The 14,733-nt window shown below is 66.3% G+C and carries 8 protein-coding genes and 1 riboswitch; of the genes, 2 read left to right on the forward strand and 6 right to left on the reverse strand.

Going from position 1 to position 14,733, the window contains the following annotated elements:
• Window positions 1–89: 89 nt before the first annotated feature.
• The 5 genes from IC535_RS14880 to thiC all read right to left on the reverse strand — a co-directional run bounded on the left by IC535_RS14880 (window position 90) and on the right by thiC (window position 9,208).
• Window positions 90–2,939 carry a TonB-dependent receptor plug domain-containing protein gene (locus IC535_RS14880; protein WP_228887307.1) on the reverse strand — a complete coding sequence of 950 codons (2,850 nt, stop codon included), beginning with the start codon at window positions 2,937–2,939 and terminating at the stop codon, window positions 90–92.
• Window positions 2,940–3,007: 68 nt separating this feature from the next.
• A complete protein-coding gene (locus tag IC535_RS14885; RefSeq protein ID WP_228887308.1) occupies window positions 3,008–3,889 on the reverse strand; it encodes a helix-turn-helix transcriptional regulator in 882 nt (293 codons plus the stop codon).
• A gap of 123 nt (window positions 3,890–4,012) precedes the next feature.
• Window positions 4,013–6,304 (reverse strand): winged helix-turn-helix domain-containing protein, encoded by a 2,292-nt coding sequence (locus IC535_RS14890; protein WP_228887309.1) that lies wholly within the window; start codon window positions 6,302–6,304, stop codon window positions 4,013–4,015.
• A 251-nt stretch (window positions 6,305–6,555) separates the two neighbouring features.
• Window positions 6,556–7,233, reverse strand: a complete 678-nt coding sequence (locus tag IC535_RS14895; RefSeq protein ID WP_228887310.1) for an ion channel — start codon at window positions 7,231–7,233, stop codon at window positions 6,556–6,558.
• A 97-nt stretch (window positions 7,234–7,330) separates the two neighbouring features.
• Entirely contained in the window at window positions 7,331–9,208 is a 1,878-nt protein-coding gene (thiC, locus tag IC535_RS14900; protein ID WP_228887311.1) for a phosphomethylpyrimidine synthase ThiC, read from the reverse strand.
• A 137-nt stretch (window positions 9,209–9,345) separates the two neighbouring features.
• Window positions 9,346–9,447, reverse strand: a riboswitch (TPP riboswitch).
• A 244-nt stretch (window positions 9,448–9,691) separates the two neighbouring features.
• Between thiC and IC535_RS14905 the strand changes: the two genes are divergently transcribed.
• Window positions 9,692–11,260, forward strand: a complete 1,569-nt coding sequence (locus IC535_RS14905; RefSeq protein ID WP_228887312.1) for a BCCT family transporter — start codon at window positions 9,692–9,694, stop codon at window positions 11,258–11,260.
• A 108-nt stretch (window positions 11,261–11,368) separates the two neighbouring features.
• Here IC535_RS14905 and ggt read toward each other — a convergent pair whose 3' ends face one another.
• A complete protein-coding gene (ggt, locus tag IC535_RS14910; RefSeq protein WP_228887313.1) occupies window positions 11,369–13,087 on the reverse strand; it encodes a gamma-glutamyltransferase in 1,719 nt (572 codons plus the stop codon).
• A gap of 653 nt (window positions 13,088–13,740) precedes the next feature.
• On the opposite strand from ggt, the gene ilvC reads away from it, so the two are divergent.
• Window positions 13,741–14,715 carry a ketol-acid reductoisomerase gene (ilvC, locus tag IC535_RS14915; RefSeq protein ID WP_228887314.1) on the forward strand — a complete coding sequence of 325 codons (975 nt, stop codon included), beginning with the start codon at window positions 13,741–13,743 and terminating at the stop codon, window positions 14,713–14,715.
• Window positions 14,716–14,733 lie beyond the last annotated feature (18 nt).

Here is a 14,733-nt window from a genome sequence, read left to right on the forward strand (position 1 = left end):
TGTGGCCCGGCTAGCGACGAAATGCCATAAAGAAAGAGGGCGGACCTTGCGGTCCGCCCTCCTTGGTGTTGCTGCAACACTTCGATCGATCAGAAGCGCTGGGTGTACTTCATGTACAGGAAGCGACCGATATCGAAGCCGCCGTAGTAGGCGAAGCTCGAGTTCGGTGCCGAGTACATCAGCGGACCCTTGTGGTCGAACACATTGTTCGCGCCCAGGGCGATGGTGGCATCCCACGGCGCCTGCCAGCTGACCTGCAGGTCATGGAAGGTGTTGGAGCCGGTCTTGCGCAGCGGAGCCGCTTCGCCATTGGCGTAACGATCCGGGTCGGTGCAGCCGATGGAGATGCACGATTCGCTCAGGCCCGAGTAGTAACGCGCGGTGTAGTTGACACCGAAGTCACCCATCGCCCAGTTGACGCCCAGGTTCGAACGCACGCGGAACAGCGTGGTGTCGCCCGACTGGCCGACCATGCCGACCATGATGTTGTCGCCCTTGCTGTTCTGGTTGGCTTCGTCGTACTTGGACAGGTAGCTGGTCTGCCAGTCGATGCTGAACTGACCGATGGCCAGTTCCGGCAGGCGGTACTTGACGCCCAGGTCGTAGCCTTCGGTGACCATCTTGCCGAGGTTGGCGGTGCCGTAGGTGATCGCGCTGACATGGCCGTCGGCCGCACGCACGACACCGTCGCAACGTGCGCTGTTGCCCAGCACGTAGCAGTCGCGCAGGATACGGTTCACGCTGTCTTCGATGATCATGTCATTGATCTCGTAGCGGTACCAATCCAGCGAGATATCCAGGCCCTGCACCCAACGCGGGCTCCACACCAGACCGACGGTCTTGCTGGTGGAGGTTTCCGGCTTCAGGTTCGGGTTGGCACCGGAGACGAACTGGTCACCGGACTGGCACGGCAGGGTCGAGCACGGCAGGTTGCCCTGGCCCAGCTGCACGTAGTTGGCCGGAGCACCGCCTGCCAGGCAGGCTGCGCTGCCAGCGACGCTGCCCGGCGCACCAACGCCGCACGGGTCGATGTAGCGCTCGAAGCTCGAGCTCAGGCCACCGTACAGGTCGGCGATGGTCGGAGCGCGGAAGCCCTCGGCGTAGGTGCCGCGGACCAGCAGCTCGTCCAGCGGACGCCAGGTCAGGCCGAACTTGCTGTTGGTGGTGCCACCGAAGTTGCTGTAGTCCGAATAACGGCTGGCAACATTCAGGGTCAGTTCCTTGGCGAACGCCATGTCGGCCAGCAGCGGCACGTTCAGTTCGAGGTAGACCTCGTTCAGATCGTACTCGCCGCGGGTCGGCTTCTGGCCCAGGCCGGTCGACTGACCGGACTGCGCGAAGGCGTCCGGCGTGTAGCTGCCTTCTTCCTTGCGGTGCTCAACGCCCATGGCAAAGCCCAGGTCACCGGCCGGCAGGGTCACGATCGAACCCGACAGGTTGGCGGTGAAGCTGGTGGTCTTGGTCAGGCCGCGGGTGGTGAAGGTCGGGAACAGGAAGTCCTGCAGCTCCGGGTTGTCCAGCGAGCCCTGGCCTGCCACGCCGTTGGGCAGCAGCGGGTTCCACGGACGGCAGTCGCCCAGGATCGGCTTGGCGGCGGTGCCGCAGCGGGCAACGCCACCGGCATCGATGAACGACGGGCCGAGCGCCTGCGACGAACCGATCAGGCTCATGTCACCGCGGTTGGTCTTGATCGACTCGTTGCGGTTCCACAGTGCGCCAACGTCCCAATCGAAGGTCTTGTCGGCCACTTCGAAGAAGCCGCTGATGGTCGGCGCAAAGCGCAGGGTCTTCAGCTGGCTTTCGGTGGTGCGCGGCACTTCCCACAGACGGCGGCGGAACTCGATGTCCTGGCCGATCGGGTTGAATGCGCTGTCGGCCGACAGCGGGGTGCCGAAGGCCTGCGACTGGTACGGGTAGCCGGCGATCTGCTGGAAGGTCTGACGCTCGTTGTAGAGCAGGTCGGAGTTCAGGCTGATGCGGTCGGTGAAGTCGTACGTACCATTGATGTAGACCGACTTGCGCTCGACACCGGTCAGCAGGGTCATCTGCTGGTTGGCGTTGGCGTACTCGCCTTCGGTCAGCGGGTGGTAGTCATTCGGGTTGTTCGGGTTGCCGCCCTTGTTCAGGGTCTGCCACACCGCCTCGTCGTCGTCGCACTTGCCGAACAGGCGCGGGTCGCACCAGGTGCTGTTCTGGCTGATCGAGCTCCAGTCGGCCGGGGTCGAGTTCGGGCCCAGCGAGCCGTCACGGCTGTACCAGCGGTCCTTGGCCCACACCGGATCCTGCTTGGAGTATTCGGCCGACAGGGTCAGGCTGCCGCGCTCGCCCTTGGCACCGAGGGTCATCGAGTACTGCTGCTCGTCACCGTCGCCGTTGCCGAACTGGCCAATGCGGACGCTGGCTTCGCCGCCGTCGACATTCTTGCGGGTGATCACGTTGACCACGCCGGCGATGGCGTCCGAACCGTAGATCGAGGACGCGCCGTCCTTCAGGATCTCGATGCGCTCGACAGCCGACATCGGGATCTGGCTCAGATCCTGCAGGCCGGAGGTGGAAGCACCCAGGCGCTTGCCGTTCATCAGCACCAGGGTGCGCTGGGCGCCCAGGTTGCGGATGTCGACGTAGTAGCCGCCCACGTTCTCGCCGGAGGACAGCGAATCCGAACGCGAAATGGCCGGGGAGCCGGCCGAGGTGAGGTTGTTCAGCACGTCAGCGACGTTCGAGAAACCCTGCTTTTCCAGGGCTTCGCGGGTCATCGTCAGGATCGGCTGCTGGGTTTCCATGTTGGCGCCGCGGATACGCGAGCCGGTGACCGAGATGCGATCCAGGTCAGTGGTGCCAGAGGCAGCTTCCTGCGCCGAGACAAAGCTCGGCGCCAGCGCCAGGGCGATGCCGGCGGGCAGGAGGCCCAGCCGCACGGCAGGAGTACGAAAATTCATTTATCTCTCCGAGGTACGTTAGTAGCGTGTTAAACCGCCTCGGAAAGTTACGATTGCGTTGCAGTTAATTATTTGCGGGAAGCCACCGAAGGCTTTGCCGAGTTTGGCGGGAGCGTTCCAGCGCTCTGGCGGAAGCCTGACGCAGACTGCCCATAACGGGCCCGAAACGCCCGTGCAAAGCTGCAGCAGTTGTCAAATCCACTCGCAGCGGCCACTTCGCCGATCATCATGTCGGTATCACGCAGCAGGTCGGCGGCACGCTCCAGGCGCAGCCGCGCCGACAACGACTGCGGGCTTTCTTCATACAGGCTCTGGAAGGTTTTGGACAGGTACCAGCTGGAGAAGTTGGTCAGTTCGGCCAGTTCGCCGATGCGCACCACCCGGTGGCTGTTGCCTTCCAGGTACAGGCGCGCACGCTGCATGCGGCCGAACACCTGGCGCTTGCGCACCCGCGAACGGCCCGGGCAACGCTGCACGCCGGTGGCCATCCCGTGCTGCAGCGAGGCCAGGTGCAGCAGCACCGGGCGCAGCGCCTGCGCCGGCTGGCCGCTGGCCAGGGCATCGCGCCACAACCGCAACGCCACCCGCGCTTCGCCGCGGCTCATGCTGCCGCGGCCGGCATACAGGCTGCTGTCGACCAGTTCGCCCAGCGCACGCAGGGCTTCGGGGGTCAGGCTCAGGCCGATGCACAGGCCATCGCGGCCGGCCTGGATCATCGGCCTGGATTCCTTCTCGAAGGCGATCCATTCGCGCTGGCGCAGGCGGAAGCGGCCTTCCTTGGATTCCACCCAGGCGCTGCCACGCAGCTGCATCCACACGGTGAAGGTGCTGCCGGCGGTCTGCAGGCTGCCGAGCCGGGCCACGCCCAGGCAGGTGGGCAGCGGACCGTCGTCGACGATCTTGTTCAGGGAGAGCGATTGACCGCGATCGGCCAGGGAGAGCTGACGCATGACTGCACCGTGTGTTTGCCGTTGCTGGGCAAACGTTTTGCCAAATCGGGCGAGCCGGGTCAGGAATTACCTACGAGATTCCTCCGAATTCGACACGAGGCCGGTACGAAGGAAAGACGACGCTTACTTTCCCTTGAAAAACAGCGCCTTGGCTGCGACCGAGAACACCGGCGCCGGGGCCGGGGCCAGCGGCATCACGCCGATGTCGGCACCGTCGGCCACCGCCAGCGTCAGGTACAGCGCGTCGCCGTCGGGCTGCGCACTGAAGCCATTGCCCGCACTCAAGCGGTCGGCATCCAGGCAGTACTCGGCAGGCACCGCGCCGGGGGTGAGGCGTGAGAACAAGGTGGCGCAATCGGCACGGTTGGACAGGTAATCGACGCTGCCATTGCGGGCCACCGTCCAGGTCCGGTAGCGCCAGCGCGACGGCCGGTCCTCGCTGACCTGGCGGATGCTGCCGGGGTCCAGCAACGCATCGGCCGACCACAGCCCACCGGCCGACAGCCGGGTGAACAGTACGCGCTGCGCGGCCGGGTCGAAGCGTGCCTGCGAGACCCCGTCGATGCTGCCCAACAGGCGCCAGGGGCTGTCGCGGCGGTCGAACAGCAGCAGCCGCATGCGTTCGCTGGCGTCGCGCTCGACCACCAGCACGTGCGCGGCATCGCCGGCGTACAGCGCCTGCAACGGCTGCGCCACCGGCACCGGCAACGGCACCACCAGGTCGTCGCGCGGGGACACTTCGTAGATCACCGGCCGCGCCTGCGCATCGCGGCCGGAGACCAGCAGCCGGGTGCTGTCGGCCGACCAGTCGGCGGCCTGCCGGGTTTCCGGGCGCAGCCCTTCGACCGGACGCAGCGACTCGGGGCGGGTCAGGTCGGCCCACCACAGCCCGTAGTTGCCGGAGCGGTCGGAGGTGAACACCAGTTGCCGGCCGTCCGGGGCCAGCATCGGCTGCCCATCGCGGCCATTGGAGGCGAACAGGCGCTCGGGCGTGCCCGGATGGCCCTGCTCCAGCGGCACCCGGAACAGGCCGAACTGCGCCTTGCGGTGCACGAAGGCGAGCATGTCGTTGTGCCGCGACACCGCCGGCGACTGCGCATCGTCGATGCCGACATCGCGCAGCATGCGGGTCTGCGTGTCGAGCTCATACAGGCGCGCTTCGCTGTCCACGCGGCGCCCGAACACGATGTGGCGGCTGTCGCCGCGCCAGGCCCAGCCACGGATCTCGGCCGAATCGTCGGTCAACTGCTCCGGCACGCCCCCCTGCGCCGGCAGCCGCCACAGATCGCCGATCTGCGGGTTGCGCACGAACACGATCCAGCGCCCGTCGGGCGAGTAGCGCGGCGCATAGTCGAAACTGTCCTCGGCCACGGTATAGGCCAGCGCGCGCCATTGCCCGCTGGCGATGTCCAGGATGCGGATGCCACGGTGGGCAAAGCGCCCGGCCAGCGACCCGAACAGCAGGCCGCGGCCGTCGGGGGTCCAATCGAAACTGAGCAGCTCGGTGCCATCACAGCGGGTGAGGTGGCGCACCGCGCCGCCGGTGGCACTGGCGATCAGCACTTCGCAGGCGCCGTCGGCGGCAAAGCGCGCGAAGGCGATCTCGCGGCCATCGGGCGACCAGTTCGGGAAGCGGTCCGAGGCACCCTCGGGCGTGTCGGTCAGCGGCCGCGCCGGCGCATTGCCCGAGGTCTGGACCTTGATCGTACTGCCCTTGCGTGCGGTGCTGTCGGCCTCATAGGCCACCTGCGAACCGTCCGGGGACAAGGTCGGATAAGTCTCAAAGCCGGCGGTGGCGGTGATCAGCCGGTAGGGGCGCTGCGGGCTGCCGACCACCCGGCTGCCATCCTCGAGCACGCCGCTGGACGCCACCGCCGCCGAGGGCCGCTGCAGCAGCAGCGCGGCCATCACCAGCAGCGCCACCAGCATGCCCAGCCCGACCAGCAGCAGCACATGCCGACGGATCCGCCGCCAGCGCATGCGCGCGGTCACCGGCGCCGCGACGGCGCTCGCCGCGACATCCGGCTCGACGGCGACGTCAGTGGCCACGTCCGGATCCAGCTCCACCACCCGCACCGGCACCAGCAGGCGGTAGCCGGTCTTGGCGATGGTTTCGATGTAGGCGGTGCCGGCCTCGTCGTCGCTGGCGAAGGCCTTGCGCAGCTGGGTCACCGCCTGGGTCAGCACGTCGTTGGTGGGCAATGTATCGGGCCACACCTCGGCGAACAGTTCCTCGCGGGTCACCACCGTGCCGGGGCAACGCAGCAGGGCCTTCAGTACGCCCAGCGCCTTGGGCGTGAGCCGGCGCGGACGACGCGCACCGGGCGCCATGACCTCACGCGAGGACAGGGTAACGGTGCAATCGCCGATCCTGAGCTGATCGGCTGAAGGTGGCCCACTATCGATGCTGATCATTCCGGTGATACGAGTGAATGCAGAACAACGGGAACGCAGCATTCATCGCAATCAACCACCGATCGAACGAACCGCCAGATTCCGCACAAGGCATCAGCGCAAAGCGCAAAAACACTGAAGCGCGCGAATACTAGCCTATGCCGGTTAACCGCGCCTGTGCGCGTGGACGACACCAGGCTCTCTCTCGCCGACGAATTCACATAAATGACGTCACCATTCGCGCCCTCGGGCGCGAATTTTTTATCTGCGATTCAGTTTCGTCCACGCCGCAGCATGGTCAACCCGACCAGACGCGAGACCACCAGGGCCACATACATCACGCCTGCGAACTGTTCCAGCATTACCAGCGCGCGGGCCTGCGGATGCACCGGCACCACATCGCTCAACCCCACCCCCGACAACAAGCTGAAGCTGAGATAAAGCAGCTCCATCCAGGTGCGCAATTCGCTCTCGCTGGTGGCCAGGAAACTGCCCGGGTACCACTGCTGGCAAACCGCGAAGGCGAAGGCGAACGCCCAGGCCAGCAAGGTGAAGGTGGCACCGGCGGCGAACAGTTCATCGCGGGTGACCTTGTGGTCCTGCAGCATGTAGGCGGTCAGGCTGCCGGCGGTATAGAAATACAACAGGCACTCCAGCAACTGGGCGGCAGTGGTCAGCCCGGGCCGGCCCAGCAGGGCGCCGCTGACCGAACACGCCACCGCCGGGATCGCCAGCAGCAGGGCCAGCCCGATCCCCAGCGGGCTGCGCCGCGCCACCCACAGCGCCAGGCCGAGCACGGCGATGCCGAACGCGCCGAACAGCGCGCCACTGGCCCCGGCCTCGTCCATCGCCGGGTACAGCAGCACGCCCAGCAGCTGCACCCCCAACAACCACGCCGAGGGATGGCGGCGGGCGATGGCCAGCCATTTGGTGGTACGTGCTATCGCCATGCCGGTTCCCCCATGCGGTCGCCGCCGAGCTTATCGCGGAACACGCCACGGCTGGATGAGCATGCCGGGACGGCGCGGTGCCGCCCCGGCGCCGTGCTCACTGCGGGCGGTAGACCTCGGCGCCGAGCTGGCGGAATTCGGCCGACTTTTCGGCCATGCCCGCCTCGATCGCGGCCTGCGCCTGCGCGTCCTGTCCGGCGACATAGTCGCGCACGTCCTGGGTGATCTTCATCGAACAGAAGTGCGGCCCGCACATCGAGCAGAAGTGGGCCAGTTTGTGCGCGTCCTTGGGCAGGGTTTCATCGTGGAATTCCTTGGCCTTTTCCGGATCCAGACCAAGGTGGAACTGGTCTTCCCAGCGGAACTCGAAGCGCGCCTTGCTCAATGCGTTGTCGCGCACCTGCGCGCCGGGATGGCCCTTGGCCAGGTCGGAGGCATGCGCAGCGATGCGGTAGGCCATGATGCCGTCGCGAACGTCCTGGCGGTTGGGCAGGCCCAGGTGTTCCTTGGGGGTGACATAGCAGAGCATCGCCGTGCCGTACCAGCCGATCATCGCCGCGCCGATCGCGCTGGTGATGTGGTCATAACCCGGTGCGATGTCGGTGGTCAGCGGCCCCAGCGTGTAGAACGGCGCCTCGCCGCACTCGCGCAGCTGCTTGTCCATGTTTTCCTTGATCAACTGCATCGGCACATGGCCGGGGCCTTCGACCATGGTCTGCACATCGTGCGTCCAGGCGATGCGGGTCAGTTCGCCCAGCGTCTCCAGTTCGCCGAACTGCGCGGCGTCATTGGCGTCGGCGATGCAGCCCGGGCGCAGGCCGTCGCCCAGCGAGAAGGCCACGTCGTAGGCCTTCATGATCTCGCAGATGTCCTCGAAGTGGGTGTAGAGGAAGTTTTCCCTGTGGTGGGCCAGGCACCACTTGGCCATGATGCTGCCCCCGCGCGAGACGATGCCGGTGACCCGCTTGGCGGTGAGCGGCACGTAGCGCAACAGCACGCCGGCATGGATGGTGAAATAGTCCACGCCCTGCTCGGCCTGTTCAATCAAGGTGTCGCGGAAAATTTCCCAGGTCAGTTCCTCGGCGCGGCCATCGACCTTCTCCAGCGCCTGGTAGATCGGCACGGTACCGATGGGCACCGGCGAGTTGCGCACGATCCACTCGCGGGTTTCGTGGATATGCCTGCCGGTGGACAGGTCCATCACGTTGTCGGCGCCCCAGCGGATCGCCCAGACCAGCTTCTCCACTTCCTCGGCGATGCCCGAGGACAGCGCGCTGTTGCCGATGTTGGCGTTGATCTTGGTCAGGAAGTTGCGGCCGATGATCATCGGCTCGGATTCGGGGTGATTGATGTTGTTGGGCAGGATGGCGCGGCCGCGGGCGATTTCATCGCGGACGAATTCGGCGGTGACCAGGGCCGGGATCGACGCGCCGAACGCCTGGCCGGGGTGCTGCTGCCGCAGCGCCGCATCGCGCACGGCCTGCAGCCGCTGGTTCTCGCGGATCGCCACGAATTCCATTTCCGGGGTGACGATGCCGCGGCGGGCGTAGTGCATCTGAGTAACGTTGGCACCGGCCACGGCGCGGCGCGGTGCGCTGCGCGCCGGGAAGCGCACCGCATCCAGCCGCGGGTCGGCATCGCGCGCGCGGCCGAACGCCGAACTGGGCCCGTGCAGTACTTCGGTGTCGCCGCGCTCGGCGACCCAGGCCGCGCGCAGTGCCGGCAGCCCGGCGGCCAGATCGATGCGTGCCTGCGGATCGGTATACGGGCCGGAGGTGTCGTACACGGTCACCGGGGCGTTCTCTTCGCCGCCGAACAGGGTGGGCGTGCGGGTCAGCACGATTTCGCGCATCGGCACCTGCAGGTCGCTGCGCGTGCCCTGGACGTGGATCTTGCGCGAACCGGGAATGGGCCGAGTGACCGACTCGGAGAGTTGCTGGGCCTGCTGCTGCAAGCTGGAAAGCGCTGCGTTCATCGGTATCGTCCTGGTTGAACCCGTGCAGCGGGCGGTACGGCCGCTGGCGGAGGGTTCGTGTTGGGAGGGACGAAACGGCGGCGCACGGCCGAGGGATTGCAGGCGGTCTGCGGGCACGGGGCCCTGCGGCGCAATACATCGGCAGTTGCGAAGCTTCCCTACGCCGGTATCAACCGGATCAGGTTCGATGGGACTGTCTCAACCCGGGCCAGATGGCCCAGGTACCCCCGCTTCGGGGCGAATTAGACCATAACCGCGGTGACATTGGCGCGGGCGGCCGCGCCGGGACGCCGCCGCATTGCACCACGTGAAAGGGTGCTGACGGCCAATCGACTAGAATGGTGCAGCGCGGCACGGCAATGGCCTACCGCCCAGGAGTTCCGCATCGTCCGGCATCGACCGGCTTGATTCGCCCCAGCGCCGGTTGATGGCGCTGGAGACGGCAGGCATTCGCTCGCCCCTTTTGTACGGAGAAACTCCTTCATGGTGTTTCGTATTTCCATCGCACTGATCATCGCATTGGTGCTGATCGCCGGCATCGCGCCCGGCCCCTTCAACGACGTGGTCCAGAGTGGCTTGACCACGGTGATCCGCAGTACCGGCTGGATGTACCTGCTGGTGGTGTTCGTCACCTTGTCGTTCCTGATGTACCTGGCGTTCGGCCGCTTCGGCAGCCTGCGCATCGGCGGCGAAGAGGCCGAACCGGATTTTTCCAATGCCAGCTGGATGTCGATGCTGTTCGCGGCCGGGATGGGCATCGGCCTGGTGTTCTGGGGGGCGGCCGAGCCTATCTCGCATTTCATCAAGCCACCGGAAGGGCTGGCGCCGCAGAGCATGGAAGCCGCGCGGGCCTCGATGCGCTATGCGTTCTTCCACTGGGGCCTGCACCCGTGGGCGATCTATGCGCTGATCGGGCTGGCGATGGCCTGGTTCCAGTTCAACCGCAACGGGCGCGGGCTGATCAGCGACCTGCTGCAGCCGATCATCGGCGCCCACCACCGCGGCTGGATGGGAACGGTGGTCAACGTGGCGGCGGTGGTGGCCACCGCGATCGGCGTAGCCACCACGCTGGGCTTCGGCACCATCCAGATCGCCGCCGGCGTGGAACGGGTCTTCGGCATCCGCTCGACGGTGCCGGTGCAGCTGACCATCATCGTGGTGGCGTTCGTGCTGTACATGGCTTCCACCACCAGCGGGGTGAACCGCGGCATCAAGTGGCTGTCCAACTTCAACCTGGGCCTGGCGGCGTTGCTGCTGGCGTTGATCCTGGTGCTGGGGCCGACCGGCTTCATCTTCGACACGTTCACCACCACGATCGGGTCCTACCTCAATTCGCTGGTGACGATGAGCCTGCGCATGTCGCCGTTCTCGGGCAGTACCTGGGTGGCGGATTGGACGATCTTCTACTGGGCGTGGTGGATCGCCTGGGCGCCGTTCGTGGGCTCGTTCATCGCGCGCGTATCGCGCGGGCGCAGCATCCGCGAGTTCGTGCTGGGCGTGGTGATCGCCCCCAGCGTGCTGGGCTTTGTTTGGTTCTCGGTGTTTGGCGGCACGGCGCTGTGGTCGCAGATCTTCGGCCACGTGGATCTGGCCCAGGCGCTGGGCAACGGCTATGAGACGGTGTTGTTCACCATGTTCGACAGCCTGCCGATGCCGACGGTGCTGTCGGTGATCGCGCTGGTGCTGCTGATGATCTTCTTCGTGACCTCGGCCGATTCGGCGGTGCTGGTGCTGGCCACGATGTCCACCGAGGAAGCCGGCGACCCGCCGCTGGCCCGGCGGATGGTGTGGGGCGTGGCGATCGCGCTGATTGCCGGGGTGCTGCTGCTGGCCGGCGGGCTGACCGCGCTGCAGGGCATGATCACGATCGCGGCGTTGCCGTTCGCGCTGCTGATGCTGCTGGTGATGTGGTCGTTGTACCGGGTGCTGGACATGGAATACGCGCTGCAGCGCCGCCGTGCGCAACGCGCGCGGCGGATGATGGATGCCTGGATCGAACGCGAGATTGCCGCGCAGGAAGAGACTCGGGAAGAGGCTGCTCGGGCACCTTGAGATTTTCGCTCTTTATTCTAAGAGCGGTCGCTTCGCTGTTGTCGGCTTGAGGGTCGGGGTGGGTGGCCCAAACCAGGCAAATGCAGAACGCTTCGCAGCTGCTCCTGCTCAGTACCCCGCCGCCTGCCCGTCCTTGCGGCTCTCCGACGCCCCGTAGTACACCCCGGTGTCCGGGTCGCGCAGGATCGCCTGGTAGCCGCCATACGGACCATCGGCGAACACCACCCGATGGCCCTTGCGCATCAGCGCGCGCACCGTTTCGTACGGGAAGCCCGTTTCCAGGTTGACCTCACCGCCATCGCTCATCGCCGTGGCCTGTCCGGTGGGTTCGGTCGAGCCCTCGTGCTGGATACGTGGTGCATCGCCGGCCTCCTGCAGGTTCATGCCGAAGTCGACCATGTTCATCACGATCTGCGCATGCCCCTGCGGCTGCATCGCCCCGCCCATCACCCCGAAACTCATCCACGGCTTGCCATCCTTGGTCACAAAGGCCGGGATGATGGTCTGGAACGGGCGCTTGCCCGGCGCATAGCCGTTCGGGTGGCCCTTGCGCAGCACGAACATCTCGCCGCGGTCCTGCAGGATGAAGCCCAGGCCCGGCGGTGCCATGCCGCTGCCCATGCCGCGGTAGTTGGACTGGATCAGCGACACCATCATCCCGTCCGCGTCGGCCACGGTGAGGTAGATCGTGTCGCCTTCCTGCAGCTGCTTCGGCGTGCCCGGCTGCACTTCGCGCAACCCCTTGTCCATCGAGATCAGCTTGCGCCGCTCGGCCGCATAGGCCTTGGACACCAGCTTCTGCACCGGCGCCGGGTGGAACGCCGGGTCGGTGTAGAAGCGCGCACGGTCGGCGAAGGCCAGCTTCTTGGCCTCCACGAACAGGTGCACGTGTTCGGGCGAGCCGAAGGCGATCTTGGAGAAGTCGTAGCCTTCCAGCACGTTGAGGATCTGCAGCGCGGCGATGCCCTGGCTGTTGGGCGGCAGTTCCCAGACGTCATAGCCACGGTAGTTGCTGCTTACCGGTTCGACCCACTCACCATGGTGGCTGGCCAGGTCCTCATAGCTCAGGTAGCCGCCGTTGGCCTTGAAATAACTGTCGATGGTGCGGGCGATATCGCCCTTGTAGAACGCGTCGCGGCCACCGCGCGCGATCTGCTCCAGGGTGTTGGCCAGGTTCGGGTTCTTCCACATCTGCCCCTTGCGCGGGGCGTGGCCGTCGACGGTGAACTGTTCGGTGAAGCCGGGGTACTTGGACAGCTTGGGCACCGAGCGATCCCAGTAGTAGGCGATCACCTCGGCGACCGGGTGGCCCTGCCGCGCATAGCCGATCGCCGGGGCCAGGTTGTCGGCCATCGGCTTGCGGCCGAAGCGTTCGTGCAGCGCGAACCAGCCATCCACCGCGCCGGGCACCGACACCGGCAGTGGGCCGGTGGCCGGGATCTCCTTCAGCCCGCGGCGCTGGAATTCGGCCAGGGTCAGCGACTTCGGCGAGCGGCCGGAGCCGTTGTAGCCGTACAGCTTCTGCGTCTTGGGGTCCCACACGATGGCGAACAGGTCCCCGCCGATCCCGTTGCCGGTCGGCTCCATCAGCCCCAGCGCCGCGTTGGCGGCGATCGCCGCGTCCACCGCCGAGCCGCCGGACTTCATCACATCCAGTGCGACCTGGGTGGCCAGTGGCTGGGAGGTGGCCGCCATCGCGTGCGGGGCGATCACCTCCGAACGGGTGGCGAAGGGATGGCCGGTGATGCGGTCGGCACCGATCGCGGCGATCGGCAGGGCACACAGCACGGCGGCGGCAAGCAGGCCGCGGGCAAGATGTCGGGGCACGGGGTGGTTCCTGAAGGGTGGTAGCCCCCTGATAGTGGCCGCAGCGCGCCCCCGATGACATCCGACAATGGTCATGCCAGGTGCACGGGTCGGCCCGGAATCCGCGCAGAACGCCGCGTCAAAATAGTGAATTCGGGTTCACCGTAACGCTTTCAACCGCAACCATCCTTGCGTGGCGAGGCTTTGCGCTGGATGCAGGCGAAACTGTCGGAAATCTGGCCGCCAGGGTTGACAGCGCCAAAACGCCTGTGGTTTTCTCGATCTCATGTTGCAGCGCACAGCCACCCGCGAATCCATCCAGCACGCCGACACCGGCGGCGCCTCGATCCGTTCGCTTCTCGTCCTCGTACTTATTACCCAACCAACAGGTGCGGGACGGACCGGCGTGTAAGCAAGACTGCCAGGTATCCATCAAAACCCGCACCCACCCAGGTGCGGGTTTTTTCGTTTCAGAGCCCCTGCATTCCTCCCCTCCCCCCTTTCGACTGCCCCTGCCGCCATGACCCGCCAGCCCGCCACCGCCGCTTCGATGCCCACCGCCTGCATGGCTGGTGCCTGCGGCCGTGGCGCGGCGCATGCCACCACTTCCCCTGACTGGCCGACGCGTCGCTGACCGTCGGCCACTTTTTTCTTTCCGCCAAAGGACCTCCCCCATGAGCACCAACGACCTGCCCCAGATCAAGATCGCCGTTGTCGGCTACGGCAGCCAGGGCCGCGCGCACGCGCTGAACCTGCGTGAATCCGGCTTCGATGTCGTCGTCGGGCTGCGCCCGGGCGGCCCCACCGAAGTCAAGGCACAGGCCGACGGCTTCACCGTCAAGGCCCCGGCCGAGGCGGTCAAGGACGCCGACCTGGTCGCCGTGCTGACCCCGGACATGGTGCAGAAGAAGCTCTATGAAGACGTGCTCGCACCCAACATGAAACAGGGCGCGGTACTGCTGTTCGCGCATGGGCTGAACGTGCACTTCGACATGATCAAGCCGCGCGATGACCTGGACGTGGTGCTGGTGGCGCCCAAGGGCCCGGGCGCGCTGGTCCGCCGCGAGTACGAGATCGGCCGTGGCGTGCCGTGCATCTGGGCGGTCTACCAGGACAAGAGCGGCAAGGCGGCCGAGTTCGCGCTGGCCTACGCCGCCGGCCTGGGTGGCGCGCGCGCCAACCTGATCCAGACCACCTTCAAGGAAGAAACCGAGACCGACCTGTTCGGCGAGCAGGCCGTGCTGTGCGGCGGTGCCTCGGCACTGGTCCAGGCCGGTTTCGAAACCCTGGTGGAAGCCGGCTACCAGCCGGAAATCGCCTACTACGAAGTGCTGCACGAACTGAAGCTGATCGTGGACCTGTTCTACGAAGGCGGCATCACCCGCATGCTGGAATTCATCTCCGAAACCGCCCAGTACGGCGACTACGTCAGCGGCCCGCGGGTGATCGACGCCGGCACCAAGGCGCGCATGAAGGACGTGCTGACCGACATCCAGAACGGCACCTTCACCAAGAACTGGGTGGCCGAATACGAAGCGGGCCTGCCGAACTACAACAAGTTCAAGCAGGCCGACCTGGAGCACCCGATCGAGAAGGTAGGCAAGGAACTGCGCGCCAAGATGGTCTGGTTGCAAAGTCAAGCCGCGTAACTGCGCGGCTCCCCCACC

The sequence above is a fragment of the Stenotrophomonas rhizophila genome (assembly GCF_020857975.1).
In the GTDB taxonomy this organism is placed as follows: domain Bacteria; phylum Pseudomonadota; class Gammaproteobacteria; order Xanthomonadales; family Xanthomonadaceae; genus Stenotrophomonas; species Stenotrophomonas rhizophila_C.

Bases quoted from the DNA above. Each gene is read 5' to 3' on its own strand.
- IC535_RS14880 (WP_228887307.1), bottom strand. From the start codon at position 2,939: ATGAATTTTCGTACTCCTGCCGTGCGGCTGGGCCTCCTGCCCGCCGGC.
- IC535_RS14885 (WP_228887308.1), bottom strand. From the start codon at position 3,889: ATGCGTCAGCTCTCCCTGGCCGATCGCGGTCAATCGCTCTCCCTGAAC.
- thiC (WP_228887311.1), bottom strand. From the start codon at position 9,208: ATGAACGCAGCGCTTTCCAGCTTGCAGCAGCAGGCCCAGCAACTCTCC.
- IC535_RS14890 (WP_228887309.1), bottom strand. From the start codon at position 6,304: ATGATCAGCATCGATAGTGGGCCACCTTCAGCCGATCAGCTCAGGATC.
- IC535_RS14905 (WP_228887312.1), top strand. From the start codon at position 9,692: ATGGTGTTTCGTATTTCCATCGCACTGATCATCGCATTGGTGCTGATC.
- IC535_RS14895 (WP_228887310.1), bottom strand. From the start codon at position 7,233: ATGGCGATAGCACGTACCACCAAATGGCTGGCCATCGCCCGCCGCCAT.
- ilvC (WP_228887314.1), top strand. From the start codon at position 13,741: ATGAGCACCAACGACCTGCCCCAGATCAAGATCGCCGTTGTCGGCTAC.